Source organism: Bradyrhizobium barranii subsp. barranii (assembly GCF_017565645.3).
In the GTDB taxonomy this organism is placed as follows: domain Bacteria; phylum Pseudomonadota; class Alphaproteobacteria; order Rhizobiales; family Xanthobacteraceae; genus Bradyrhizobium; species Bradyrhizobium barranii.
The window spans coordinates 1176911-1203724 of the sequence record NZ_CP086136.1; the positions used below are offsets into that span (position 1 = coordinate 1176911).

Below are 26814 nucleotides of genomic sequence, written 5' to 3' on the forward strand. Positions count from 1 at the left end.
GGCCAGGAAGGTAAGAGGCAGCTCAATTTCTAAGTTGACGCAGCTCAATTCGCTCTCGGACAACTTGGTTAGGTTGCGGGGGCCAAAGGAGCTCCCCATGTCGCCTCCAGCATCGGTCGGCCGTATTCCCATTGTTTCGAATTCTGACCGGATCCCCGTCGAGCCCACGGCTATTGAGGCGCAGGCGACAGTGCAGCCGTCCAGCTCCGATACAGCCGTCGATGACATCGATCGATCCTTTCACGCGGCGCTGGCGCGGTTGACCGGCGGCGTCTCGCCGGCAGCGCTGGCCCTAGCTTTTGCCGACTGGCAACTGCACCTCCTGGCCTCACCTGGGAAGCAGGCCAGCCTCGCCGGCCAGGCGATCCAGAATGCGTTTGATCTTGTCGATGCCATGCTGCCGAGGCATGCGGTATTCCAGCCTTGGTCCGTGATCCGGCCGCTGGAGAACGACCGCCGTTTCACAGGCTCCGATTGGGAGCTGCCATCCTTCAATCTCCTGGCCCAGGCTTTCCTGCTGAACCAGCAATGGTGGCATTCGACGACGACCGGTATTCACGGACTGGCCCATTCGAACGCGGCGATCGCCGACTTCGCGCTTCGCCAAGGCCTGGACACGGTGGCTCCAACGAATTTCGCCGTCAGCAATCCTGAAGTTCTGCGCAAGATCATGGAGACTGGCGGCGGCAACTTCGTCTATGGCCTGCACAACTTTGTCGAGGATTGGCAGGCCCTGCTCGCTGGTGGAAGGCTCAGGAGCGATCAGACTTATGTGGTGGGTAAGGACGTTGCCATCACACCCGGCAAGGTCGTCTATCGCAACGAGCTGATCGAGCTCATCCAGTATTCCCCGACGACGTCGACCGTGCGTGCCGAACCCGTTCTGATCGCGTCTGCATGGATCATGAAGTATTACATTCTCGACCTGACGCCGCGTAATTCTCTCGTCCGTTACCTGGTCGAAAGCGGCTTCACTGTCTTCATGATTTCATGGAAGAACCCAACACCCGAGTATCGCAATTTCAGTCTCGAAGACTACCGTGAGCTCGGAGTGGATGCCGCGATCACTACCATCAACTCGCTTCGGCCTGGACAGGCTATCCACGCCGCCGGTTATTGCCTTGGCGGTACCCTGTTGTCGATCGCGGCGGCCAGGCTGGCTCGCGAGCGGCCCGACTGCCTGCGAACGGTGACGCTGCTCGCGGCGCAAACCGATTTCACGGAAGCCGGCGAGCTCACCTTGTTCATCAACGAAAGCCAGGTCGCGTTCCTGGAGGATATGATGTGGCGGCAGGGGCTGCTCGCAACGGCACAGATGGCCGGGGCCTTCCAGATGTTGCGAACCAATGACCTGCTTTGGTCGCGCGTCGTGCGGGACTATCTAATCGGAGAGCGGGCCGCGCCAAGCGAACTGATGTCGTGGAACGCCGATGCCACGCGTATGCCCTACCAAATGCATTCGGACTATTTGCGGCGCCTGTTCCTCAACAATGATCTCGCCGAGGGGCGCTATCAGGTTTATCAGGTGCGTACAAAGAAGGCTCATGATCCCTATATTGGCCCCGACGAATGGATCAGGCGCGCACCGTCCCACGAGGGATCATGGTGGACGGAGTGGACGCGATTTCTCGCCGCGCATTCCGGTCAGCCCGTTCCGACCTGCTTGGCGGCAGATTCGGGACAGAAGAGCGCGCCCTCGTATGAGGCGCCGGGCTCTTACGTGCTCGAGCAGTAGACGCGACAGTCAAGGCCGCAAAACGGCTGCGCCAGTCAGCTTGCCCTCCCTCAGGCGGGCGAGCGCTTCATTGGCCTCGACGAGCGGGAATACCGTCGTGTGTGTCTGGATATTGATCTTTGCGGCGGCGGCGAGAAAATCGATGCCGTCCTTTCGCGTGAGGTTTGCAACCGATACGATCTGCCGTTCGCCCCAAAGAATGCGATAGGGGAACGATGGGATGTCGGACATGTGAATGCCGGCGCACACAACGCGTCCGCCCTTGCGCACCGAGCGCAGGGCAAGCGGTACCAATGCTCCGACTGGCGCGTATATGATGGCGGCATCGAGCTCGGTCGGCGGGATGTCCTCCGAAGAGCCGGCCCAGTCAACGCCGAGCGAGAGCGCAAGTTGCTGTGCTTCCTGGTCGCCGCCGCGGGTGAAGGCGTAAACTTGCCGTCCCTCTGCGCGGGCCACCTGTGCCACGATATGGCCGGCCGCGCCAAAGCCATAGATGCCGAGCGTTTTGCCCTCGCCGGCCATCACCAGGGATCGCCAGCCGATCAGCCCGGCGCAGAGCAGGGGTGAAAGAGCTGCGTCCTCGCCGTTCTCGCCGAGTGGAAAGCAATATCGGGCGTCGGCGACGAGGTGGCTGGCAAAGCCGCCGTCGCGCGTGTAGCCGGTGAATTCGGGACGATCGCACAGATTTTCCTTGTCGGTGCGGCAGTAAAAGCACTCGCCACAAGTGAAACCGAGCCATGGAACACCTACGCGCATGCCCAGCTCCAACTCATTGACGCCCGGGCCAAGAGCATCGATGCGTCCCACGACTTCATGGCCCGGGATAATCGGATAGGAAATGTCGGGTAGCTCGCCATCCACCACGTGCAGGTCAGTCCGGCACACGCCGCATGCGCTGACCTTGACGCGGACCTCGCCGGGGCCGGGGACCGGGTCGGCTCGTTGCTGGAATGTCAACGGCGCGCCGCGTGCGGAGAGAACCATCGCGTACATGTCGCATTCCCGCGGCTCGAAGTGCATCGTCCGGGTCTTGTCCCGTCGGATCTAAAGTCAGTGTTCGCCGTTCGCTACGCCGGCGCAACATGCGACTTCCCCGCAGGTTCTCGAAGCTGGCCCAGATACTAGGAGGACAAATCAGGCGTCGAGATTGTGCAGGCGCTGGCGGTTGCGCAGCACAATCTGGCGAGCGCCAGAGAAACCGAGAATGCCCTGGGCCTGAAGCTGAGACAGCGCGCGCGACACGGTCTCTAGCGTGAGGCCGAGATAGTCGCCGATGTCGCGACGGCACATCGGCAGCGCCATCATGCCCGCGACGGCGAGGCGGCGGTCCATTTCGAGCAGGAAGGTAGCAACGCGCTCCATCGCAGTCTTACGTCCGAGAAGCAGCATGTGATTTTCGGCGTGGCGCAGCTCCGAGGCGGTCATGGTCCAGAGCTTGCGGGCGACCTGGACGTCGGTGCCGGAGGCCTTCTCAAGGCTCGCACGCTTCACCAGGCGCACCGTGGTGTCGATGATGGCCTCGGCGGCGAGCCGGTGACTGGCACCGGATTCCAGACCGAACACGTCGCCGGGAAGGTGAAAGGCGCCGATCTGGCGGCGGCCGTCGGAAAGAAGCTTGTAGCTGCGCACCGCGCCGGTGACGACCTGGTAGACATATTCGGCCGGCTCATCCTCGCCGTAAATCTCCTCGTCCTTGCGGTACGAGAATTCCGTGGCGACGAGGCCGGCATGGCCGGTGATCGCGCCGAGCCGATCGGCGACCGGATCGATGGAAACGGCAACCTTGCTGCCGCTGATCGGAGTGTTGATCGCCTTGGTGTTGAGTGACTGGGTGAGCATCTGAGCCATCTCCGTTGTGATGACCAATGCTTGCGCGGGATTGAGCGTCGCGAAAGTTCGAGCGATACCTTAAGGGGGCCTACCTACGTAGAATCCCGCAGGTCAGTGTCCGCGCCGGTCCTGGATGGCCCGGCGGATACATTTGACCAGGTTTTCATCGAGAAGAAGGGGCTTTAAAACCACGTCTTTCACCCCGGCTGCCGCGGCCCGGGTCGAGATGTTCTTGTCCGGATAGCCGGTGATTAGGATCACGGGCACATCGCGATCAAACTTGCGCAACCGGCCGGCGAGTTCGATGCCGTTGATGTCGGGCATCTTGTAGTCGATCACGTAACAATCTGCACTGGGCATATCGCCAGCATTCAGGAACGCCGTTGCACTCCGAAAGGTCCGCACGGCAAAGCCTTCGGTTTCCAGCAAGAACCGCAAGGATCCCAGAACTGCGGCATCGTCATCAACCACAAAGACGGTAGATTTTGCAGGGGGCGACAGCCGCTCATTGTGCGAGCTGATCTCAATCATGTCGTCTTGACTAGCAGAGGATGTGAAGAAGGGCCTTGACATGGCTCAATCGTTGAGCAGACCGGCGCGCATCGCCAGCCGCACCAATTCCGACAGGCTGTTCGCCTGCATCTTGGTCATCACGTTGGCCCGATATACTTCGATCGTGCGTGGGCTGATGTCGTAGTCGCGGGCGATCAGCTTATTTGAGAGGCCCGCGACCAGACCTTGCATAACCTGGCGTTCTCGGGGACTCAGGGAGGCAACACGCGCGGCGATGTCTTGCGCGATCGCTTCGTTTTTGGCCGCCGGTGCCGCCTGGCGGAGCGCAGATTCGATCATGGCGGTGAGGGGATCGTCTTCGAACGGCTTCTCGACGAAGTCAACCGCCCCGAGCTTCATCGCCTCGACGGCAAGCGGCACGTCGCCGTGACCGGTCATGATTAGGATCGGAAACGGGCTGTGCTGCGCCTTCATCCGCTTCAACAGCTCGATCCCAGAGCTGGCCCCGCAAATTCGGACAGTAGCTTGAGTGGATTTTCTGCCTGACAGCGGCGAGGATTCTTGCTGCGAATCAGGAGCGAAGATGACGAAGAAGAGCCGCCGGACGCATTCTCCGGCATTCAAGGCGAAGGTTGCTTTGGCTGCGGTCAAAGGCGACAAGACACTGGCGGAGCTGGCGCGTTTGATGTTCATCCGAACCAGATCACGATCTGGAAAAACCAGCTCCTGGAAGGCGCCGCCGGCGTGTTTGGGCATGACAAGACATCGGCCGAGACGCCGGTCGATTTGAAGGCGTTACATGCCAAGATCGGCGAGCTGGCGTTGGAAAACGATTTTTTGTCCGGCGCGCTCACCAAGGCGGGCCTGCTGAGCGCAAAGCGATGATCGACCGCGATCATGATCTTTCTATCGTGCGCCAGGCGAAGGTCCTGAAGCTGGCTCGCAGCACGGTCTACTATGAACCTCGGCCAGTTTCGGCCGAGGACCTTGCCTTGATGCGTCGGCTCGATGAGCTGCATCTCGATTATCCCTTCGCGGGAGCGCGTATGCTGCGATCGTTGCTGCGGCGGGAGGGCGTATACGCCGGTCGCCGCCACATCGCGACGCTGATGAAGCGCATGGGGATCGAGGCGGTCTATCGTCGCCCGAACACGAGCAAGCCGGCTCCGGGTCACAAGATCTACCCGTACCTGTTGCGCGGATTGAAGATCGAGCGGCCCGACCATGCGTGGGCAATGGACATCACCTACATTCCGATGCGGCGTGGCTTCGTCTATCTCGCGGCGGTCGTCGATGTGTTCAGCCGACGGGTCCTGGCCCATCGCGTCTCGATCACAATGGAGGCGGCCTTCTGCGTCGAAGCGGTCCAGGAGGCGTTGGCGAAGCACGGCAGGCCCGAGATTTTCAACACGGATCAGGGCAGCCAGTTCACCAGCCTCGAGTTCACCGATGTGCTGCTGGACGCGAAGATCGCCATCAGCATGGACGGCAAGGGCGCCTGGCGCGACAACGTGTTTGTCGAGCGGCTCTGGCGCACGGTCAAATACGAAGAAGTTTATCTCCGCGCCTACGACAGCGTGTCCGAGGCGCGAGCGTCAATTGCCAAGTATCTGGCCTTCTACAATCAGGGACGCCCTCACTCGAGCCTTGACGGGCGCACGCCCGACGAGGCTTACTTCGGCACGCAAGCTATGGTGATGGCCGCATGACCGTCGCCGACGGTTTTGTCGTCGCTCTGGTCGGGCTACGCCCTCCCGACGCAACGACAAAACCGTAAAGCCCCGCGTTCAGCATAACCCGGCAGGAATCCACTTAAATCCAGCGGGGCGCTGTCCAAACAACCGGGGCCAGCTCTCTATGCCAAGCCGGGAAACAACGCACAGGATAAGCAGCCGTGGGCGCCGGTGACGCTGGACTCGATCGATGTCGAATTTTTTGCCGAGAACAACCGTTCAAATTGGCAGCCCACGGCGACCGGCGCCCGGCCGAGAGACCCGTTTGATGATCCGAGAGGCGACCGCACGAAGGGGCGCGAAGGGGAGCTCATCAAGAGGTTTATCCAGCAGATCGTCGGCGACGATCCCTCGGGCTTTTCCGAGCTCAGCGATGCAAGGCTTGCGCAGCCGACCCGACTGGCCTTCCATATCAATTGCGCTCCGGTGCCGAATGCGACGGCGGAGGAGGCGGGACTGAACTACAGTTCCGACGCCTCGCCGCGAACGCCGAACAGCGGCGGTTTCACCTATCCGGAACTCGACTTTACATTCGCCGACCTGACCGATTGGTCGCGGCACGAGCCGGCCGTCACGTTGCGCGCGCGCAAATTGTTCAACGGCAACGCAAGCGGGATCGTGCCGCCGATCGGCGCGCGCGCCGCCAATCTCGCCGACCATGACGTGCTGACCTATCAGGGGCTTTCGATTGGCGGCGTCACCGCCGAACAAAGGCTCGGAGAAATTCGCGCCGCGCTGGCCAGGAAGCCGACGCCTTACGAAACCGCGATCGAGATTCCAGCGCGCCTCACACTTTCCACTGCGCAGGACGCGATCTGGCTCGACAGGCGCAAATTGCCTTGGCAGGTCGTTCATGAGCAAGCCGGCACGGTGCCGAAGATCACTCCGGCAGAAGGACCCGGGGGCGAGACCGTCATGAAGTCGGGCGATCCGGTGAGGCGCTCGCATCGCCCCTTGTGGGTCGTCCAACTGGCCCTGGACGGCCTCGAGCCTAATCTGCGCATCGTCGATTCCCCCGATCTGCGGCCGAACGCGTTGACCTGGCTGAAACCCGGCGATGTTCGCCAGATCGGGCAGGGCGCGCCGCCACGCGGACCGCTCGCTCCCTGGTTCATTGGTCAGGAGCAGATGGACGCGGCGACATTGACGGCCGACGGCGTCAACGCCAAGTTGCCTCCCGCCGCCCAGATCCCGACGCCGGCCCCCAGCGCCACGCCGAGTCCTGCCCCCAGCGCGACGCCAAATCCCGCACCTAGTCCGGCACCAAGCCCGGTGCCCAGCCCGACGCCCATTCCGGCGCCGACTCCAACGTCTTCGGCGCTGTGTACCCCGCCGTTGCGCGACCGCATCTGGCGCATCCTGCGCGTGCTCTGCGGTCGCGACGACGACCGCAAGGCGCTCGGCAACCTGCAGTTCTTCCGTTCGGCGCTTGATGCCTACGACCGTCACGAGCTGGTTTTGCTTTCTTCGGCCTACGGCCTGCCGGTCATCGGTAAGCGAAAGCCGCGCGAAGGCGATCCGGCTGGCTCCAAGGTGGCGGGAGGCCTGGTCGCCGGTTCCGGCCAGATCGAACCCGGCGACGATTTTTCGGTGCTCGACGCGGACGACGCGCAGGCAATCCAGCGCCCGCAACAACTGCGTGTTCGCGAGCTTTGGCTGAGTGCGCTCGGCGGCTCGTTTATCCACGATACGCAGTTCCTGCCGTCGGCCGGCGCCAACGACTTGTGGGGCGGCAAGATATTCGACGGCTTTTCGATCGAGCGTTGGCGAGCAGAGATCGTGCTCGGGCGCGATATCGTCGGCGAGGTCGTCTACAAGGGTTATTTATTCCCGCTCGGCCATCGCGCCTCGCTGGTCAAGCTCACGGAGCGGCTGTTCCTGCGATCGGAAACGCTGGGTGTGAAGGCGGTGCTGGTGCAACGCATTTTCATACGCATCGGGCGCAAGACGCAGGCTTATCCCGCGGTGGGCCAGCCCTTCGAGGGGCGTCTGTGGTGCGCGCGGAACGTGACAATGCGCACGGTGCAGACACCGGACCTGCAAGACCCCTACCAGTTGCCGAAAGACCCCTCCACGAATCCCGAAAACCCCATGGGAGGTCGCATCGACCTGGCACAGTCACCCGGCCTTGCGTTCTGGCCGCGAGTGAACGAGACCGACCAGGGATTGATCAAATTTGACTTCACCATCGACGGCGCCGAGACGTCGATGCCGCTGATCTTTGTCGACAACATCGCGGCGACCACCGGTGCGTCGTTGAAGGCGCTGGTCGAAACGTATCGCAAATGGGCCAATTGGCTGCCACGCCGTACCGCTGCGCTCCGTGACCAGAACATCCGCTATGCCCAGGAAACGAAAACGGGCGACTGTACCCTGAAGACCCAGACGATCGTGGTCAGCGTGCATGCAGGTTTGAAGAGCTCCGGCGACGTTTGGAACGGAGACCTCACCGCTTACGACACCACGGCAATCCTCGAAGGTGCGGAACAGCCGCCGTTCTATCCATCGCTGGAGACGGCGACAGTTCGCCTCGAGAACGTCGAGCGCTTCAGCGGCGGCGTTCCACGGCCGGTGGACGTGCAGTACGACGGACGTTACGTGCGCTTCGGCTTTTCGCCGAAAGCCACCGGTTCGGACAAGCCGACAAATCCGCTCGAGATCTTCCTGAACCTTCGAACATGCATCGCCATGAAGATGGGCAGCAATGGCGATCGCAGTGGAGGAGTCGGCCGGCCCGAGTCGAATATCGTCGCAATTGGCCGGGGCAACGGCCCGATCGGCGCAACCGGGGCGATCATCTACGAAGCGTCGGGACCGACGTTATCCACCGAACCCAAGGGCACTCCGGAGCCACGGGGGCCGATCCAAGTTTCCGACGGCGCTACGTTGATTGCTCCGGTATCGCCGCACCCCGAGTTTCATGACCTGCTCTCGCTCGCCGATTTCTTCGACCCGCAGAACCCGTATCTGAATAAGGTCCAGCCGGCTTCGGGATCCTCAAGTGCCGCCCCGACCACTGGCGTTGCTTCCCCAGGCGCGGCAAGCGAGGTGAGTTCGGCTTCGGATGTTTTCGACTCCATCCGTAAAGTTCTCAGTACCTTTTTCAGCGACGATGCCAAAATTCTGGGCGTCGTCAGCTATCGCCAGCTGCTCCAGGTCCTGGGCTTCGATACCACCTCGCTTCTTGGAGCAACCCCGGTTCTGCGTGAGACCCTGCAATTCGGCTCGGACGCTGCGCTTAACGCAGACCCGCAAGAGCTGGTTCAGGATATTCACGCCCATGTGCTGGCGCCGCTCCAAGACGCGATAAATAAACTGGAGACGCAGTGGCAGAAACTGAGCCGCGACATACAGAGCCAGTTCCCCGGGAAGGGGGTTAGCCTCGCGCAGGTCTTTCCTGAAATCGATGCAGGTTTGCGTGACCTCGATGGAAAAATCGCGACCGCGCAGACGGATGACGATCCGGTCGGCATGTTTCTCGATCTTGCCGCTGTCTACGAGAGTGCCCGCACATTCGCTGCGGCGCTCGACCGCATCGCCTCCAATCCGGTTGCGCGGCTGCAAGCCGCGGCCGTCGGCGCGGTGCAGGACGCGCTCGTGCGGTTCCAGCAGCCGACGTCGCAGTTCCAAGACACGATGAAGCAGTTTGGAGCGGGTCTTTCCAGCGTCCTCAATGCGGACAGGATCGACGCTTGGCTGAAGAACCTTGTCGTCCAGGATACGAGCCACGAGCTTGACGATACCCTGACGTTCGCGGTCGCTGCGCCCGATCTTGTCGCCCTCGCGCAAAAAACAACTACCGGCATTGGAAACGCGTTCGACGCTATCAATACCCAGTTCAAGCAGGATTTGACCATCACTGTCGCGGAGTTTGCGAAGGCCGTCATTGCCGACGTCCTGACCGGCAAAAGCCTCGACGAGACCTTCAAGAATTTCCAGGCTGCCGTCGCAGATCAAGTCAAGAAGGCAATCAAGAACGCCAAGGACGCCCTCGCTCAGCTGGGCAGCAACGCCGAAAAGCAGGCCGCCTTCATCATTGAAGCTGAACTCGATGCTTTCGCCGCGTCCATCCTGGATCCTGCCAATGCGCCCATGATGCAGGATCTGTACAGTGCGGTGACATTCATATCCAACCTCGTCGCTGCTGCCGATAGCCTGCGGAAGCACATTGCCGCGGGCAAGATCGATGCCTCGCTGAAAGATTTGGCGGGGCTATCGGATATGATCATCGGCGTTGGTCAGGAGCCGTTTACTAGAATCGACCAAACGCTCAGGCAGGGTTTCAAGGGCCTGCAAAGTCAACTGGTGAGATCCGATCTGATGCCGCCAGCAACCGGCGCGGATTTCGCGACTTTCACCGCGGAAATCGCCAACTGCAAGACCTACCACGATTGGTCAATCGCGCAGAAAAAGAGCAACTTCCCGCCTTCGACCGCGACCCCGGCTGCGTTCGAGCCGATGAAATCGCTCGATGCGTTTCTCTCGGCAATGAAAGTAGCGCAGACGACGGTCAACAGTGTCGCAGACCTTGTGACGGCTAATGCCCAGGATATCCAGAACAAGGCAGCCGCGGTGGGGCTCGACGTTACGCTTCAACTCAAGTTGATAAGTGATGCCCGCGGGCTCATGGCGGGGTCGGCCGCGAGCGATCTTGGGCTGGTGGGCGATGCCAGCGCGTTGTATTGCGCCGTCGTCACCGGGCTTGCCAGAATGGGCGCCGCAGTCTCCCTGATTCCGAACGCTGACTGGACCAGTGTAGACAAGGATCTTGTCGTCAAGCTGACCGGCTACGAACAGGCCTGCGCGCAATCTGCCAAGGAGATTGGCGACGCCTTAGCGGGTGCCATAGGACGCCTCGCAGAGTTTATCAAAGGGCACGCGGCGGTCATTGTTGGGAGCGCCCTCCTTGGGGGCGCGCTGGACACGATTGGCAACATCAACGGCCTGTCAATCGGCGGTCAATTGCAAACCTATTCTACGAGTTGGAAAGACACGGAAAAAAGTGTCGCCGCTGCAATGACAAGCGCGTTAAATGTCCTCATCAAGTTTCTAATAGACGGAGGCAAGTTCGCCGCGGCTGTCAAAACGACGCTTGGAAACGCCACGGCTTCGCTCGACACTGTGCTTGGTCCAATCGGTTTGAGTCTAAAGCCGGACGAAGATAACCTTGTATCGGCATTGAAGGACCTTTCCGACGCGTCTGGGAAATTTGCGAACTACACGACGATTGCGACCGCGCCTGCAACCATTGCCGGGCTTCTCGCGACACCGGTCGTTGCATCCGGCACGACGCCGACCGTCCAGTCGCTCTTTACCAGCACGGCGGAGCAGACCTATCAGCAGCTTTCCGCTGGTCTGCACAAAACCGAGGCCGCCGCGTTCGCGGCTTGGCGGGCACTGCAGGCGCGCGCGAATGGACTACCGCAATATCTGCAGCGTGCCGTAGTGGTTTTGGCACAGGCGCCGTTGCAGACCTTCAGTTCGGCCTACAAGACCCTTCGCGAGCTTCGCAACACCGCCGCCGACAACATCAACTCACCGTTGCTCAGTCTCGAGGCGCGGCGCTCGCTGTTCGTTGCTCCGGTTTTCGATCCGCGGGGTGTCGACGTCAACGATCCGACCGATAACGATGCGATCCTCCAGGCTCTCGAGACCAAAGACCGCCTGGCCGAAGAAGCCGAGGTCCTGAAAAAGATCGCTGCGTACACGCCGCCGGTTGCACCGCCCGACATCACCATCGGCAATTTCGTGCGCTTCATTGACGGTTGGAGCACGGGAAAGGCAGCGCCGCTGCAAATCGCTGGGAACGTTCAGAATCTCGCGGCGCAGGTGCTCAAGGGCAACATTCTCGCGCTGATCGACGTTGCTGCCTTCCGCGATGCGATCCTTGATGCCATCGCGCAACTGGTGCCGACAAAGGCTGTTTTCTCCTACGACTTTGCCAGCACGGTGACCAAAGAGCCTGATGACGGCGCAATCTTCCAGGCCCAGTTAGGCTCGCGTTTCGTGCTCACGACGAAGATCGAGGTCGATCTGCTGAACGGAGGGAAGACCGATTTCGCGGCGTCAGGTTCGCTCGGGCCGTTTGCGATCAAGCTGGTGGGCTCGGTCATCGATGCGCTCACGCTGCGCTTCGGCGGCGCCAGTTTTGTGGCGAACAACGGCGCGGCCCCGCGGTTCGACGTTGTCTATCAATCCTACGAGGTCGGTCCGGCGCTCGATTTCATCCAAGAGCTCCAGACTTATCTGACACCGAGCGACGGTGCCGGCTTCCACATCGGGCCGCTCGATTGGGCACTGGGAATTGAAGTGGGTTATGGCGTCAACCTCGGCAGCATCGGCATCGGGGAAGTTTCCTTTTTCAACATCATTTTCGACGTTTCCGCCGATCTGCCGTTTACGTCCGATGGGGCTTTGTTCAAGACTTCGCTCGGCACGCGGCTGGCGCCATTCACGATCAGCATACTTCCCTATGCCGGATCGGGCTATTTCTCGCTGTTCTCGGCCGCGGACGGCATCCGGGGCTTCGAAGCCTCGTTCCTGTTCGGAGGCGGCGGTTCGCTGAGTTTCGGCCCGCTAGAAGCGCAGGTTCAGGTTCAGGTCGGCACTTTCATCCGCATTCTCAAGGTCGGGAACGTGAATTCGACCGAGATCGCGGGGACTTTCCTCGCCGCTGGCAGCATGACGATCTGGATTTTCAATTTCGCCGCGAGCCTCTACGTCAGCCTCGGCGAAGACAACGGCAATATGTATGGCGAGGCTATTTTCACCTTCTCATTCTCGGTGGGCTTCATCGATTACTCATATTCCGTCACGGTATCGCACAATGAGCCGCAGCTTGGCTCCGGCGGCGGCGGAGGCGGCACGGAGCTCGAGCCCGGGCTGCTGCAACCCGTCACCCGCTTTGCGGCGCTCAACGATCCGAGCGTTGTCAGCGACGCGCTCGAGCCGCTGACCGTCGCCGCGGCAACCGCTGAGTATCCGTCTGCCGCGAAACCTCCGCCTCAAGATGCGGATGTTATTTCCAGGGCGATCTGCCAATCGGAAGATTGGAAGAAATACGCTTCTTATTTCGATGTCGACCTCGTGCAATAGGTGGCTGCCATGCCAACTTCCCCTGCGCCAAATCCGGCCCCACAGGTCGCCGCCTACATGCGCGTTGTCGCCAATGGCGTTGCCAAGAACGGTCGTCTCAAGGCCACACTGATCGTCACGCCGCGATCGGCGCCCGACGGCGCGACCATAGATTTGAATCTTGCGACATGGCCGCGTGACATCGTCAAGCACCTGGCAACTCTTTCCAAACCGGACAAGTTTCCGGTTTGGTACAGCTTGAGCGATCCCAACAGCGGGGCGGTGACGCCGACGCGGCTCGGCAAGCCGGTCTTTGCGGCCCTCGCGGATGAAGAGAAGGGGCTAACCGAGCTCAATGTCCTTTGGGCGAAGGCGATTACCGGCGCAGGCGATTCTGATCCGTGGCACACGCTCATCGCCGACATCGATCGAAGCGTGAATGGGCAAAAGAGCTCTGCCGATCTTCAGCCGGCTTATCCAACTGATCCCGAAAAGGCCACGATCCTTGCTAATGGGGCGATCGTCGCTCAGCCGCATGACCCCACCAAGAAGACGGTCGTGAAGGGGGTCGTCCCCAATCCACAAACGGGTTACGCCATCGATATTAGTGCCGCGAGGGCACAGCGCGTGATCCGAAAGCTGGCGATCGGACCTTATCTGCCAGGCGACCATGATGAAATCCTTGAAACAGCGGATCCGGACCGCGCGCGCTTCGCCGATCAGCGCAGCGAGACACTGCTGAAACGCTTGAAGGATTCCGTCGACGCGACCGACCTTGACCGCCAGCGAAGCAAAGCTTATTTCGACGAAGTCACGACAGCGCTTCCTAACCCCGCGGCAGCCGCGGCGAACGCTGCTGCCTCGGCACCAACCGCTGCCCCGGCACTAACTGCTGCGGCGGCCGCGACTGCGATCGCCCTACCGATCGCGCCGGCGGCGCAGGTGCTCGGCAAGCAAGCGGCCGGCGATGGGACCTCGCCGCCTTCGCGTGCCGGACACGTCTATGGCAGCTGGGCCCAATGGTCACCCCAACATCAAAAGTCTTCCGCCACGATTCAAGAGGCTTCCAGGGCAGGCGCGCCGCCGGCCAAACCGAAGGGGCCGCCGCCTGACCCGCAAGCGAAGCTGCTTTCGATCTATTACAGCCTGCAAGGCGATCCAATCCTGTCGCGCCTGTTCGGCTTCGCATTCGACATCGAATTCGACATCCCCGATAACCGCCAAAACGGGGGCGATATCTGGCTCACCGCCGGAGACGCGCCGAGTTCGATCTGGACCAAGGCGCGTTACGCGGTGCAGGAAGGGGAAGACAAGACCAAACGTTTCTGGCCGGCGCCTCGCTTTGAGAGCGTGAATGCCTCGGCGGCTCTCACCCGTGAACAGATGCATGGGGTGTTCGACCTGGGTCAGGGTTATGAACAGGCCAATCCTCGGCCGCAGTATTATCTGACGTCTCTCGCCGTGCGGGGTGCCGTGTCGGAAGCGCTGGACGGCATCGAGACTGTCGACAAGGGCGAGCGTCATCAAACGAGCGGATGGACCCTGCTCGACAGCGGACGTGCGGCACGAAGCGCGCGCGACCTTGCCGTCGCCAGCCATCAACGCAAGACGTACGATCAAAAAAGCGCCGTCGTGTTGCACGCGGAAGAGCTCACGATTGGCCGGCGCCTTGACGTCATGGCAATAGGTCCAAAGCATAAGAACGTGCAGTGGCGCAGCTTGATGAATCGTTTTGTCGAGTACACCAATCTGTCCGAGGCGATGAGAGAGCGGCTGGATGCGATTGTCGCCGACCGCAGGCAGAACGGCAGGATCTTCGACGAAGCCGCCTTTCAACTCGTGTCGCGATCGATGCCGATCGTCGGCGATCAGGAGTCCGACGCAGATGGCAATCGGAATGTCGAGGCAGTCGTTGAGGAAGCGTTTCAGACCTGGGACGGAACGCCGCTTGCCGCGCTCACGTGCAAGTCGACCGCGAATGGTTCCGGAAGCGACGTTTTGCCGGTCAAGCGGGCTTACGATCTGCCAACGTCCGAGTTCCCCGAATTGCGCCCGCCGCCGCTTCGTTATGGTGTTGGTTATGTCTTCTCGATTCGCTCCGAATTCCTGGGTGGCGGCTCGCCAACTCTGGAGGAGGCGACACGTTGGCACGTCGCGCAACATGGCAAGACGACGCTGCCACCGAGTGACAGCAAGGGGGCGAAGCCGCGACGTTTTCTGCGTCAGGAAGCGGTTGCAGCTCCGATCTTGATGTTGCCCGACCACCTAGTGACGGGACGCAATGGCGAGATGGGCTTTGAGTCCCCGGTCCGGGCCGTCGTGCGCACGGCGATCGCGGCGGACAAGCTCGCTCCCGGCGAGCCAAGCACAAATCCGGCCGGTCCCGACTATGTCAAACTCGAGGATCGCGCCCGCCCGGAATCCACGATGCGCGTGTTCATCGCGCCACGGGCGGGAATTGATTTTTGCGCGCGCCACGGAGTTTTCGATAATGCTAGCACTGCCTTGCGGCGGCTTGGCGGCGGGCTATTGGACGTGGAATTTCATGTCGACAAGAAGGTGCAGGCCTTCCCTGTCGCTGTCGTTACGCGAAATACCGGCTTCAACGCTGACCGGCTGATCTATCGCAGGGATCCCGGGAGAGCCAGCACGCCCCTCGAAAACGGCGACACCCTCGGAGCCACCATCTTCCATCCGTTGCCGGCGCCCGCCAAGCGCGAAGGTGGCCGCTCCTATCTGCCCGACCCCGCGGCGGAAACCATGTCCCTGCGGCTGCGCGTCACCGGGTCCGACAAGTATCTGAAGCATGACATGCTTGTCGCACTGTATCCGAACGGAGTGGATGCCGATTACCCGAATGCGCTGCCGGTCGTTGTCACGGTGGAGAGAGTCAACGCGCAACGCGCAAAACCCGCCGAACTGGTCACCGACGTATTGCTCGGAGATCCAAAGGCGATCGTCCGCATTCGCGAGGGCGGCAACCTGGGGCTCGATACGTCAGGCGGCGGAGTTCAGGTGCGCCACCTGCGTGTCGTGCTGGCGCCAGGCGAACAATTCGATCTTGAGGCCACCTGCCTGCCCAGCCAAGCGAAACTCGCCCAATGGTTCTCGCTGCCCGAAAACATCGGGGTTCAACATCGTCTGGCAACACTCTTGCCGGCAGCCAAGAAGGCGCTTTGCAGTTCATGCGGCGAACCCCAGGAGAAACTGACCGCGGCGGTCACAACCGCTGCGTCCGGGACGGGGCTTGGCGGGTACGCGCCGCCGGACGAAAGCGGTCTCGGCGCGGTTGCCAAGGAGCTGATCGACTGTGTTCGCGACCGATGGCAGCTCACCGAGGTGGCGGCTCCGACGACGCTGCGCGTCGAACATGCCGTCAGCGCGCCGCAGAATGCAGTCTCGCTTGCCAAGGTCGCGATCGTGCGCCCGGACACGTCGGTCCCGCCGACCGCCGACCCGCCGGTTGCCTCTGCGGAGGGTTCGTCCACGCTTCTGCTGACGGGAGAACTACTGGTCGATCTCGAGCAGGTGGATGCGGTCGACATCATCGCCGAGGTGGTGAATCCAGGCGGGACACCCTTTGACGATTCCGCCCGCGGCCGTGGCGTGCTTGCCAAGAGAGCGGGCCGCTGGCCGACCGTCCTGAGCAGCGAAGGCGAGCGCAAATACAAACGTAAACGCGCCGTGGTCGGATTTGACGTCGACGCCAACGGTAAGACCACGCTTTTGCGGGAAACGGTGACATTGCTACGCATTCAGAATCTTCCCGATCCTCGCGCGGCGGTTAATCCAGCGTCCGGGCCGGCGATTTTCCTTGACCCCGAACCGTGGAAGGTTCGTCGGGCGCGGCTGAATCTGGGCGCGCTGCACTGGGCCGCTCGCAACGCCGAGCCGATAAAAATTCCCGTCGCTTCGGATGGCCAACCCGAACAATCCGGTACAAAAGTTGCGACCCACACGATCGGGGTGTCGCGACCCCACGAGATTTCAGATGCGCGCGCGCGTTACCTGAAGCTGTACGCCGTTGCGGTTTCGCGTTTTGCCGGGGCCTTCGAAACTGCGCCGATGTTCTCCGATGACGGCAAAGAGCGTCTCCTCCATCGCCGTCAGCCGCTGCACGACCGCGAGCAACGCAAAACTGGAGACACGGTCGAGGCCTCGAGCAACGCAACCGCTCGTCCGGCACCTGTCGGCGCCAGGACACCGACACCCTTCTTTGCGATCAAACGTGTCGCGGAAGAGGACCGCGGTCTTACGTTTCAGACGTTGGTCCGCAAGTGCGGCGTCCGCCTGCGCTTCGATCGAGGGATGTTTTCGGCCGGCGAGGGTGAACGCATCGGCATTGTATTGTGGCCGCCCGACATCGTGAAGCAAAATCCAGCCGACCTGGAAGACAATACGATCGAGTTCGTCGGCCGGACGATGACGCTGAGCGATTTCGTTGATGCCGATTTGGGCGATGGCGGCCAATACATCTCGCGATGGGGCGGCGATCCGATCCGTTCCGACCCCACTCCGCAGAATGGGTGGTTCATGCCTCCGACCGCGTTCGCTTGTCTCAATCCGGCGGAAGTGGGCGAACCACAAGCGCACGATCCAAAATATGTCCCGACCGTCAAAATGCCGATCATGGTGGCGAAACCGTCGGGCGCCTCGGACGGAACTCCTGCCGCGGGCTCCCTGACGTTCATGCAGGTCGCATTGCTGACGTTCGAGCCTTATTTCGATATCGAAGCTGAAGAATGGTTCGTCGACGTCGCGATGGACGCTGCCCGCGCAACCGATCCCTTCATCCGCTTCGGCCTCGTGCGCTACCAGCCGAACGCGGTCGGCGACGACCTTCAGGTCTCGACCCCGGTGCGGGTGTGGACCCAACTGCTGCCGCGCAGAATTTTGAGTTTGAAGCCTCGTCCGGAAAAGAACGGCGACATCGCGCTGCACGCCGTCGTCTGCGGCCAGGCGAGCGATGGTATCAAGCCGCTTCCGAGCGACGCGGCTGAGGTCCTGCTGAACGATCCGAATGAACAGGCGGCTGCCGCCCGCCGCGCTGTCTGGAATCGTCTCCAACGCGCCAAGATGACCCTGAAGGTGTTGCACGAGACGGAGGACGACAACTTCGGCAAGCGTCAGACCAACGTTTTTCCCGGCGAGACGATCGACTTCGACTATGGGACGATGAAAGACGGCGAAATGTCGTGGTCGGTTTCCCTCACGATACCTCAGTCGCGCCTCAACGATCTGGGCCACGGCAGGCTCGTTGCCATCGTCGAGGAAATCGAGGAGCGATTGCCGGCGACTTATCCCAGTGAACCAATCAAGCTCACCGACCTGCTGAATGTCGATGTCGTTGTGCATTCCGGTCCAAGATTCATTGCGAGAGTTCCTTTCATGGAAAGGAAGTGAACTCTCTGCGACATCGATGTCCCATTGCGCGCGGCGAGGAGGTAAAGATGCGACTGATATTGATAGTTTTTCTCTTGTTGTTGTCGCCCTTGGCCTATTCCCAGACCTGTTCGTGCGGTCCTGATTTTTGTCAAGGCGATCCTCGCTATCCCCAGCTTCTGGCGAATAAGAAGGCTTCGTTGTCTGTGAACTATCCGTCCGATCTCGTCGCCTTGCTCGACCGCGACGGCGCGTGCGTCGCTCGCGTCGAGCAGGCACCGGATGGCTTCAGCTTGATGACAGTGAGCTCGGACGGCAGCAAGTTGACCATAACCTGGGACGACGACAACGAGCGCATTTCGCGCCAGCAGGTTACGGAGGGTGTGGCGCGCGCGTACTACAAATTCAACACAGCGCGCCGGTTTTCCTGCTGTAACGATCCGAATTACGATGCGCGGCCTGACTGGGACGCAAACCTCGGAATAAACACTGGCATTGCCATAGCGTGCAAGAAGAGCGGCAGCGGTGTCATTTGCCAGTGAAAGCTTGGCGCAGCCGATACATTGAAAGGCTAAAAAAGGAGATCGATATGCCGACAGCACAGATTGAGATCAAGAATGGAGATAACAACGACAACTTTGTGACAGTGCAGGATCGTAACTTAGCTGGCACGCCGACCATATGGAACGGGAAGCGGTTGAACGGCGGCGCTTCAGCGCTGTGCGATCTCGAAGTCGACGGCAGCGGCGAGACTCACTTGAATTGGACGGCGACGCGAACCGACGATCCGGCTCAGACTCGATGACCTTGCCCCACGGGCTTAATCCAGTTTGAAGTTCGTTCTGGCCCACAACAAGGACCAGAACATGAAGCGCAGCCGCTTTTCGGAAGAGCAGATCATCGGGATTTTGAAGGAGCATGAGGCCGGCGTGTCGGTTGCCGATCTGTGCCGCAAGCATGGCGTCAGCGACGCCAGCATCTACAAATGGAAGGCGAAGTTCGGTGGAATGGAGGTGTCGGAGGCCAAGCGGCTGAAGACCCTGGAGGACGAGAACACACGGCTGAAGCGCCTTTTGGCCGACGCCATGCTGGACAACGCCGCCTTGAAGGATCTCGTGGGAAAGAAATGGTGACGCCCGCGGCCAAGCGGAAAGCTGTCGCCCATCTCCGAGGCGCGTTCGGGATGAGCGAACGGCGGGCGTGTAAAGCCATCGGCTGCTGCCGCATGACCATGAGATACCAAACGACCCGGGCGGACGAAGCCGGCCTTCGCCAGCGCATGCGGGCAATCGCCCAGGAACGTCGTCGTTTCGGCTATCGGCGCCTGCATGTGCTGCTCAAGCGGGAGGGGTATCTGATCAACCACAAAAAGCTCTTCCGGCTCTTAAGAGAAGCTGACGGTGCGCCGCCGTGGCGGCCGCAAGCGGGCGATCGGGACCCGGGCGCCGATGACGGTGGCGATGACGCCGAACGACCGGTGGTCGCTCGACTTTGTGTCGGATCAGCTGACCGACGGCCGCCGCTTCCGCATCCTGACCGTCGTCGATGATTGTACCCGTGAGTGCCTGGCGCTGGTGGCCGATACCTCGCTCTCCGGCGTCCGCGTGGCGCGGGAACTGGACCGGCTGATGATCGAGCGCGGCAAGCCCAGGATGGTGGTCAGCGACAACGGCAGCGAACTCACCAGCAACGCCATTCTTGCATGGGCGGATCACAGCCATGTCGCATGGCACTACATCGCGCCGGGCAAGCCCATGCAGAACGCCTTCATCGAGAGCTTCATGTATAGACGGCCCCGCGGATGCAAGGGATTTCAGCAGCACTTTGGATTCCGGTCCGGTGCGTTCATGTATCCGGCCTGTTAGTGCGACCGATGCCATGGCCGCTGGCCCTGATGGAGATCGCGGATCGAGGCCTCATCAACGGGTCGCGCTTGTTGCGCTTAAAGCTCTTCGGGCTTGCTCGATCCCCAGCTCCGCCGGTGTCCATCATGCTGTCATTTGCCCTCACACCATAAGGTGGCCAACATACGCGGAAAGTCAGGCCGCGAGCTTAGGCCGATAGAATTCCCCGGTCGTCATCATCGCCCAGACGATCCGGGCCAACTTGTTGGCAACGGCGATGGCGACGACCATCGGCCGACGCCGTTCAAGCAGGGCTTCGATCCAGCCGCCTCCAACCCGGGAGCGAGCCTTTGGGTACCGAACGACGTTACGTGCCCCGATGACAAGCAAGTGCCTGAGATAGGAATCGCCCTGTTTCGTAATCCGGCCGAGCCGATCCTTCCCGCCGGTGGAATTCTGCTTAGGCGTCAGGCCAAGCCAGGCCGCGAACTCCCGCCCGGAGCGGAACATTGTTGCGTCCGGTACGGTCGCGGCGAGAGCCGTGGCCGTTATGGGACCGATCCCCGGAATTGTGGACAGCAACTTCGCCATCGGATTTACTCGCTGGATCTGAGCTATCTCGCGCTCGATGGCCTCGACCTGCCGGTCCAATTCCTTCAGTTGGTTCACAAGGACGGCTAGTGCGATGCGGGCGTGGGCCGGTAGCGTCAGTTCCTCGTCATCCAACAAGTCCACCAGACCATCCACCCGTTGCCGGCCTTGCCCGACAATGATTCCGAACTCAGCAAAGTGAGCCCGAATCGCGCAGGCTGTCATGGTTCGTTGGCGGACCAACAAGCCTCTTGCACGATGAAGCATCAAGAAGCCCTGGTTCTCAACGCTCTTGATTGGAACGAACCGCATATTGGGACGGGTGACCGCTTCGCAGATCGCGGCCGCGTCAGCGGCGTCATTCTTGGCTCCTCTTCGTAGGTAGGGTTTAACATAGGCTGGCGGGATCAATCTCACATCGTGTCCAAACTGCCGAATCTCCCGCGCCCAGTGGTGAGCAGTCGCACAGGCCTCAATGCCGACTAGGCAAGGTGCGAGCGAGGAGAAGAACGACACGATCTCGCCTCGCCGGAGGCGTTGGCGACCGGCCACTTGGCCTTGGCCATCAACTGCATGGATGTGAAATACGTGCTTCGAAATATCCAACCCAATTGTCGCGATTTCCATGGTGAATTGCTCCTGTTAGCGGGTTCGTCCATCGCCAGTATATCGCCGGCGCCGAGGGAGCGGGGCCGTCTTCCCCATCAACGGCCGGCTGCGGGACGAGCTGTTGAACGAGACGTTGTTCACGTCACTGGCACAAGCCCGCGTCACACTTGGATGTTGGCGGGCCGATTACAACGACACACGACCACACTCGCAGCTCGGATGGAGAACCCCGTCCGAGTTCGCGATGACATGCCACCCGCGCCGGGATCTGGCGCTGCGCTATGCCGAAGGCTCCGCGCCAGCCCCCGTCGCTTCCACCGCCCAACCGGGCAAATCCAACGGCAGGGGCGAACTCAGAACTGGATAAAACTTGATGTGGTGGAACGGCCCGCTCCAACAGCATCAAAGTGCTAGAACGTGGTCGTTGTTCGAACGCCACAAAGGAGGGACCGTTCCGTGAAACAGGTTATCACCATCGGGCTCGATCTGGCCAAGCACGTTTTCCAGGTTCACGGGGCGGATGCCGAGGGCTCACCCGTGTTCAACCGGAAGCTACGGCGCAGCGAAGTTCTGCGTTTCTTTGAGAAGCTGCCACCATGCCTGGTGGGAATGGAAGCATGCGGTAGCGCCCACTATTGGGCACGCGAGATCGCAGCTCTCGGTCATGAGGTCCGGCTCATTCCGCCGGCTTATGTCAAACCCTTCGTCAAGCGTGGTAAGACGGATGCGGCGGACGCGGAGGCCATCAGCGAAGCGGTGACCCGAAAGACCATGCGCTTCGTGCCGATTAAGACGGCTGAGCAACAGGCTGCCGCGATGGTGCTGAAGACCCGCGCTCTTCTAGTGCGGCAGCGAACGCAGGCGGTCAACGCGTTGCGCGCGCATCTGGCAGAATTGGGGATCATCGCCACCGTCGGCCTGGCAAAGGTTGAGGCGCTGGTCGCAATCATACGGGATGAGACAGATGCTCGCCTGCCCGCAGCAGCGCGCTTCGCGCTGATGGCTATTGCCGACGAGATTGAAGCTTCAGCCGACCAGATCGAGAGGCTCGAGCGCGCAATCGTCGTGGAGGCCAAGCGCGACGAGGACATGCGTCGGTTGACCACAATCCCTGGCGTCGGCGCCATTACGGCGGCGACCATCAAGGCGCTTGTGCCGGATCCCGGCGGGTTCAAGTCGGCTCGCCACTTTGCCGCCTGGCTGGGATTGACGCCGCGGTCTCATTCAAGCGGAGGCAAAGAGCGGCTGGGACGAATATCGAAGATGGGAAATCCGGAACTCCGCTCTCTCCTCGTTGTCGGGGCAACGGCCGTCTTGCGCGTCGTCCGAAACGACGCTCGGGCGCGGCCGTGGCTGAAGGCCCTTCTCGCCAGACGGCCCTTCAAGGTTGCCGCCGTCGCGCAGGCCAATAAGACGGCGCGGATCATCTGGGCGCTCCTGAACAAGGGCGGAATTTATCGGCGTCCCGACCCATTGGCGGTTACCGCGGTGACGCAGTGACCGCCAAAACGATCTGACCGGCGCAGGCCGGCAGAGGGCAAGGTGCAACAACAGGCGATGAACCCTTGGGACGAAATCCCGAAACGAGTGAAGCTACTGCCCCCAATGCGCTCAAGCGCGTAAACTTGATTTGGCTCCTCGTTCCGCGGATCTCATCGAGGCCAGCGGCCATATTGTGCCGCGCGCAAAGGCCGGACATATGACCGCACCGTCCCAATGTGTGAAATCGACTGAAAAAAGCTCTTGCCTCGCGGGCCGTTCCACATATGGGGGCAAGGTCAATACCTTTCTGCAATGGTAAACGTCCTACTGCCGGGAAACGCCGGCCGATAATTACAACGTGGATAGTGAAATCACAGTACGCCGCCACTGGGTACTGTCCAGAATCTTTCGCACTTTTGATCAGGCGACGGCTCCGGTTTCAGAGAGTTGTGGCTGATAGAGCGGTCGCATGTTCATGTAGCATTTGGTCGACCACGCCGTTCCGGCAATGTGCCGCAGCCGGGCCGCCGCCAAATTGAGACAGGATTGACCGTCGGGGAAGGCGCCGACGACACGGGTTCGTCGCCGGATCTCCTTCATGATGCGCTCGAGCGGATTGTTCGTTCGAATCTTCCGCCAATGGATGTCCGGAAAGGCATAGTAGGCGAGCGTCTCGTGAACCGCCTGCTCGACGAGATCAGCAGCTTTGGCCATACGGCTTGCCCGCAGATCCGCGATGACGGTCCTGGCTTTCTCGTCGGCCGCGGCGCGGCTCTCCTGGGCATGAATGGCCTTGAGCATGTGGCTCACCTCGCGGACCCGGGTCGACGGCACGTGGCTGAAGACATTGCGATAAAAATGCACCATGCAGCGTTGATAGCGGGCCTCCGGCAGATAATCCGCAACGCTTTCGACAAGCCCTCGGCACGCATCGGAAACCACCAGCTGCACGCCCCTGAGACCGCGATCGACGAGATGCCGCAGAAACGATGACCAGCCGGATTTGTCCTCCTTGGCGCCCTCACAGATGCCGAGGATCTCTCGGAACCCCTCGGCATTGACCGCCGAAGCCACCGGCAGCGAGACGTTGCGAACCTCACCAGCCCAGCTGCGCTTCATCACGATGCCGTCGAGGTAGAGATACGGATGCTCGCCTTCGATCCTGCGATTCCGCCACGCCTCGATCTTGGTATAGATCTTCTTGTTCAGGTTCGACACTGTGCTCGGGCTGACCCGGGTGCCCCACAGCGCCTCCGTGATGTCTTCGACCCGCCGAACTGAAATCCCGGCCAGATACATCTCGATCAGCGCCTCCTCGACCGAGCTCTCCCGCCTCCGGTAGCGCTCGATAATCGCCGTCTCGAAGGTTTGCCGCCGTAGCTTCGGGACCTTCAGATTGACGTCGCCCGCCTTGGTGTGCAGCGTTCGCTCGTAGCTGCCTGCCCGCGTGTCCTGCCGCGCGGGGCTGCGCTCATACCGCCCAGCCCCGCACAGCTGGTCCGCTTCGGCCTCCAGCATGGCGTTCAGGGTCTCTTCCACCGTCCCGCGGACCATCTCACCCAGGTGATCTCGAATCCGGGCCTCATCAATTTGGATCACCTGACCCATGGCACTCCCATCGTTCATTCAAAGCTCCTTCATTCTAGAAGAAGCCGTCAATCCTGAAAGTGCGAAAAACTCTGTACGTTATCCGCCACTGCCTTGTCGCTGGTGTTAAGGCCCGTGTGTCCCCCATAGGGCATAGGCCTCGTCCGACAGCACGCGTCAAACGGTGGCAGCATTGCAGCTCAAGTAGAGCGCGGCTCCGACGAGCAAGCAGGTCGGGTTCCTGCCGAGATCATTGCGGAATACGTAGCCCGCCTGTCAGCTACAGGCAATCTATACAACGTCGCCCGAGAGCTGGAACGGAATGCGTTCAAGATCGACATCCACCACTTTGATGCTTTGAGTGCGGAAGGGCGCTCACTTCTGGGCGTGTTCCTCGACTTTCATGGCTTATCTCGCGAGAAAGTAGCCCACGCGGCGAGCGGTTCTTTCAACAAGGCCGTGCCGGTTGCGGAAGCAGGCACGCTGTTCTCCGAAGACGCGAGTAAATCGTCTAAAGGCCGAACTGAAGGACCGTAGCGGACTGCTGACCCCGCTGATGGGGCTTTCATTATTCAGAACGCCCATGCCGTTGAACTCGCTTATGAGCGCTTCGTGGCTGCAAGCATCAGGCAGGCATGAGGCATCTCCTTAGCTACGATCTGCTCAGGATTGCGTTGAGCACGCTCAGCCCTCAACCCCATTCAAAGCGAACCGTGGATGAATAAAATTCGTTAGGAAGTCGACGCGAAGGATCATGCGAGCGGTGCCCAAGCCTGCTGCTCCAGCGTCTTTACGGATCTCAGCACCACAGTGTGCATGACTTACCCACGGATGGGATCGTTAATCCTTCAGTTACCTTTGGCGTTCCAGGCGCGAGCTTTTCATATATCCCTTGAATCCCAGCTAGCCCGTCCTATTCGTGAGAGTGCGGCTTTTGGGCCCGATTGATGCGGCCGCACATCTTGTCTGACGAGGCGCACAGGATTGCCTTCGGCTTTTCGCCGCCTGACGACCGGTACTTTGCAACGCGCTTGAGGGATGGGTTGGGCGAACGGGGGCGGACGCCCCGCCGGTCAAGGACCGAGCGGCAGCAGCGCGCCGGGCAAGCCGCAGATCAGGTCGGCTTCGGGACATGCCGCGGCAAACGCAAGGCGAATGCGGCTCGTGGTCTCGACGACACGGGCGGCGATTTTCAAGAGCCGAAGACGCAGCGTCGCGAACTCGGCAGCGGCCAATTCCCGGGCTTTGGGAATGGCGTCGCGCACGGTCAGCATCAGCCAATAAGCGGCCGTATGGAGCACGAGACGGACCTGGTTGGCGAGCGCCGAACGGCAGCTGGTGCGATCGGAGGCGAGCTGCGTCTTATGCAGCTTGATCAGATTCTCGGCTTGGCCGCGCGCGCAATACAGGCTGTCGTAGATCCACTCGGCCGAGCCGACATCGAGGCTGGTGACGACGAAGCGGATGTCGAGGCCGAGCATCGTCGCCTCAATACGGGCGACAGTGCGCCGTTCGCGATCCCAGGACTTTGCCTTGTGGCGCGTCTCGGTATAGCCACGCAGAACCGGCAGGTTCTCGATGGCGCGTCGCGTGCGGATGTCGTCGGCGACCTCGTCGACTTTTCTGGCGAGAGGCTTGGTGCCGGACAGACCGAAGATGTAGTCGATGCCGTTGGTCTCGCACCACGCCATGGCCTCCGGCCGGGCATAGTGCCCGTCGCCACGGAACGTAATTTGCGTGTTGTGCCATCGCGTCCGGATATGCCGTACCAGGCGGCGCAGATGGGCACGCACCTCGACGCCGCCCGGCGTCTTGCCGGGCCGCAGCACGACGGCCACGGGCCGGCTCTTCTCCGTGTCGTAGACGTGGATCGGCAGGAAGCAGCGTTCGTCATAATGAGCGTTGAACAGCGAGAGCTGCTGATGGCCGTGGACGACGTCGCAGGTATCATCGATGTCGAGCGTGACGGATGCCGGCTCGCGCGGGTAGCTATCCATCCATGCGTCGACCAAAATGTAGGTCAGCCGGATCACGTCGCGCAGGCGCGGAGCATTCTCCAGCCGCGACAGCGTCGGCTGGGAACACAAATCCCGGCCCGTGTCCGGCAGCCGTCCGCAGGCCAGTTTGAATGCCGGATCGGACCTCAGATGATCGAGGTCGTCGGCGTCCTCGTAGCCGCAGCAGATCGCGAACATGCGAGCGCGGAGCATATCGACCAGGCTGTGCACGACCCGCGTCGGATCGCGCCGATCCGGGAACACCCGGGCCAGATTGTTGGCCAAACCGAGACGCCGCTCGGCCATCGCCAGAAGCATCACGCCCCCGTTCGAGGTTAGGCGCCCACCATCGAAGGCAGCTGTGACTTTCTTGGCGTGAACGGCTGGAAACGAGAAGGGCGGAATCGTATCGTCGGTCATGGCGGGCGTGGCGTTCG

At 61.3% G+C, this 26814-nt stretch carries 13 protein-coding genes and 3 pseudogenes; 9 read left to right on the forward strand and 7 right to left on the reverse strand.

Features of this window, described 5'->3' with window-relative positions:
- Positions 1 to 97: 97 nt before the first annotated feature.
- Entirely contained in the window at positions 98 to 1735 is a 1638-nt protein-coding gene (locus tag J4G43_RS05750; protein ID WP_208089249.1) for a PHA/PHB synthase family protein, read from the forward strand.
- Between the two features lie 9 nt (positions 1736 to 1744).
- Here the strand turns inward: J4G43_RS05750 and J4G43_RS05755 are convergent, their stop codons facing one another.
- From J4G43_RS05755 to J4G43_RS05770, 4 genes are all read right to left on the reverse strand, one after another.
- Positions 1745 to 2728 (reverse strand): zinc-dependent alcohol dehydrogenase family protein, encoded by a 984-nt coding sequence (locus tag J4G43_RS05755; RefSeq protein WP_028154412.1) that lies wholly within the window; start codon positions 2726 to 2728, stop codon positions 1745 to 1747.
- Between the two features lie 141 nt (positions 2729 to 2869).
- On the reverse strand, positions 2870 to 3574 hold the full coding sequence (locus J4G43_RS05760) for a helix-turn-helix domain-containing protein (RefSeq protein WP_028154411.1): 705 nt from the start codon (positions 3572 to 3574) through the stop codon (positions 2870 to 2872).
- A gap of 102 nt (positions 3575 to 3676) precedes the next feature.
- Positions 3677 to 4096 (reverse strand): response regulator transcription factor, encoded by a 420-nt coding sequence (locus J4G43_RS05765; protein ID WP_208084228.1) that lies wholly within the window; start codon positions 4094 to 4096, stop codon positions 3677 to 3679.
- Positions 4097 to 4141: 45 nt separating this feature from the next.
- Positions 4142 to 4738 carry a LuxR C-terminal-related transcriptional regulator gene (locus tag J4G43_RS05770; protein ID WP_225004647.1) on the reverse strand — a complete coding sequence of 199 codons (597 nt, stop codon included), beginning with the start codon at positions 4736 to 4738 and terminating at the stop codon, positions 4142 to 4144.
- On the opposite strand from J4G43_RS05770, the pseudogene J4G43_RS05775 reads away from it, so the two are divergent.
- The 6 genes and pseudogenes from J4G43_RS05775 to J4G43_RS05800 all read left to right on the forward strand — a co-directional run.
- A pseudogene (locus J4G43_RS05775) lies at positions 4662 to 5787 on the forward strand (IS3-like element ISRj2 family transposase). The gene J4G43_RS05770 and the pseudogene J4G43_RS05775 overlap by 77 nt on opposite strands.
- 195 nt (positions 5788 to 5982) lie before the next feature.
- On the forward strand, positions 5983 to 12906 hold the full coding sequence (locus J4G43_RS05780) for a hypothetical protein (protein WP_208084229.1): 6924 nt from the start codon (positions 5983 to 5985) through the stop codon (positions 12904 to 12906).
- 9 nt (positions 12907 to 12915) lie between these two features.
- Positions 12916 to 18288, forward strand: coding sequence for a hypothetical protein (locus J4G43_RS05785; RefSeq protein WP_208084230.1), 5373 nt, complete (start codon positions 12916 to 12918; stop codon positions 18286 to 18288).
- 47 nt (positions 18289 to 18335) lie between these two features.
- The gene (locus J4G43_RS05790; RefSeq protein WP_028153450.1) at positions 18336 to 18809 is read left to right on the forward strand and encodes a hypothetical protein; all 474 of its coding nucleotides are present in this window, start codon (positions 18336 to 18338) and stop codon (positions 18807 to 18809) included.
- A gap of 47 nt (positions 18810 to 18856) precedes the next feature.
- Entirely contained in the window at positions 18857 to 19072 is a 216-nt protein-coding gene (locus J4G43_RS05795) for a hypothetical protein (RefSeq protein ID WP_038945047.1), read from the forward strand.
- A gap of 61 nt (positions 19073 to 19133) precedes the next feature.
- Positions 19134 to 20048 (forward strand): annotated as a pseudogene (locus tag J4G43_RS05800) (IS3 family transposase); the annotation flags it as partial.
- Positions 20049 to 20306: 258 nt separating this feature from the next.
- On the opposite strand, the gene J4G43_RS05805 reads toward J4G43_RS05800, so the two are convergent.
- Entirely contained in the window at positions 20307 to 21329 is a 1023-nt protein-coding gene (locus J4G43_RS05805; RefSeq protein ID WP_038945046.1) for an IS110 family RNA-guided transposase, read from the reverse strand.
- Between the two features lie 79 nt (positions 21330 to 21408).
- Here J4G43_RS05805 and J4G43_RS05810 point away from each other — a divergent pair.
- Positions 21409 to 21678 (forward strand): annotated as a pseudogene (locus tag J4G43_RS05810) (integrase core domain-containing protein); the annotation flags it as partial.
- Between the two features lie 89 nt (positions 21679 to 21767).
- A complete protein-coding gene (locus J4G43_RS05815) occupies positions 21768 to 22811 on the forward strand; it encodes an IS110 family RNA-guided transposase (protein ID WP_208084231.1) in 1044 nt (347 codons plus the stop codon).
- Positions 22812 to 23213: 402 nt separating this feature from the next.
- On the opposite strand, the gene J4G43_RS05820 is transcribed toward J4G43_RS05815, so the two are convergent.
- Positions 23214 to 24401 (reverse strand): IS256 family transposase, encoded by a 1188-nt coding sequence (locus J4G43_RS05820; RefSeq protein ID WP_208089250.1) that lies wholly within the window; start codon positions 24399 to 24401, stop codon positions 23214 to 23216.
- A gap of 1052 nt (positions 24402 to 25453) precedes the next feature.
- The gene (locus tag J4G43_RS05825; RefSeq protein WP_208084232.1) at positions 25454 to 26797 is read right to left on the reverse strand and encodes an IS1380-like element ISBdi2 family transposase; all 1344 of its coding nucleotides are present in this window, start codon (positions 26795 to 26797) and stop codon (positions 25454 to 25456) included.
- Between the last annotated feature and the right edge of the window lie 17 nt (positions 26798 to 26814).

Excerpts from the sequence above, each read along its gene's own strand:
- J4G43_RS05760 (WP_028154411.1), bottom strand. The coding sequence starts at position 3,574 with ATGCTCACCCAGTCACTCAACACCAAGGCGATCAACACTCCGATCAGC.
- J4G43_RS05785 (WP_208084230.1), top strand. The coding sequence starts at position 12,916 with ATGCCAACTTCCCCTGCGCCAAATCCGGCCCCACAGGTCGCCGCCTAC.
- J4G43_RS05805 (WP_038945046.1), bottom strand. The coding sequence starts at position 21,329 with ATGGAAATCGCGACAATTGGGTTGGATATTTCGAAGCACGTATTTCAC.
- J4G43_RS05765 (WP_208084228.1), bottom strand. The coding sequence starts at position 4,096 with ATGATTGAGATCAGCTCGCACAATGAGCGGCTGTCGCCCCCTGCAAAA.
- J4G43_RS05825 (WP_208084232.1), bottom strand. The coding sequence starts at position 26,797 with ATGACCGACGATACGATTCCGCCCTTCTCGTTTCCAGCCGTTCACGCC.
- J4G43_RS05795 (WP_038945047.1), top strand. The coding sequence starts at position 18,857 with ATGCCGACAGCACAGATTGAGATCAAGAATGGAGATAACAACGACAAC.
- J4G43_RS05755 (WP_028154412.1), bottom strand. The coding sequence starts at position 2,728 with ATGTACGCGATGGTTCTCTCCGCACGCGGCGCGCCGTTGACATTCCAG.
- J4G43_RS05820 (WP_208089250.1), bottom strand. The coding sequence starts at position 24,401 with ATGGGTCAGGTGATCCAAATTGATGAGGCCCGGATTCGAGATCACCTG.
- J4G43_RS05750 (WP_208089249.1), top strand. The coding sequence starts at position 98 with ATGTCGCCTCCAGCATCGGTCGGCCGTATTCCCATTGTTTCGAATTCT.
- J4G43_RS05790 (WP_028153450.1), top strand. The coding sequence starts at position 18,336 with ATGCGACTGATATTGATAGTTTTTCTCTTGTTGTTGTCGCCCTTGGCC.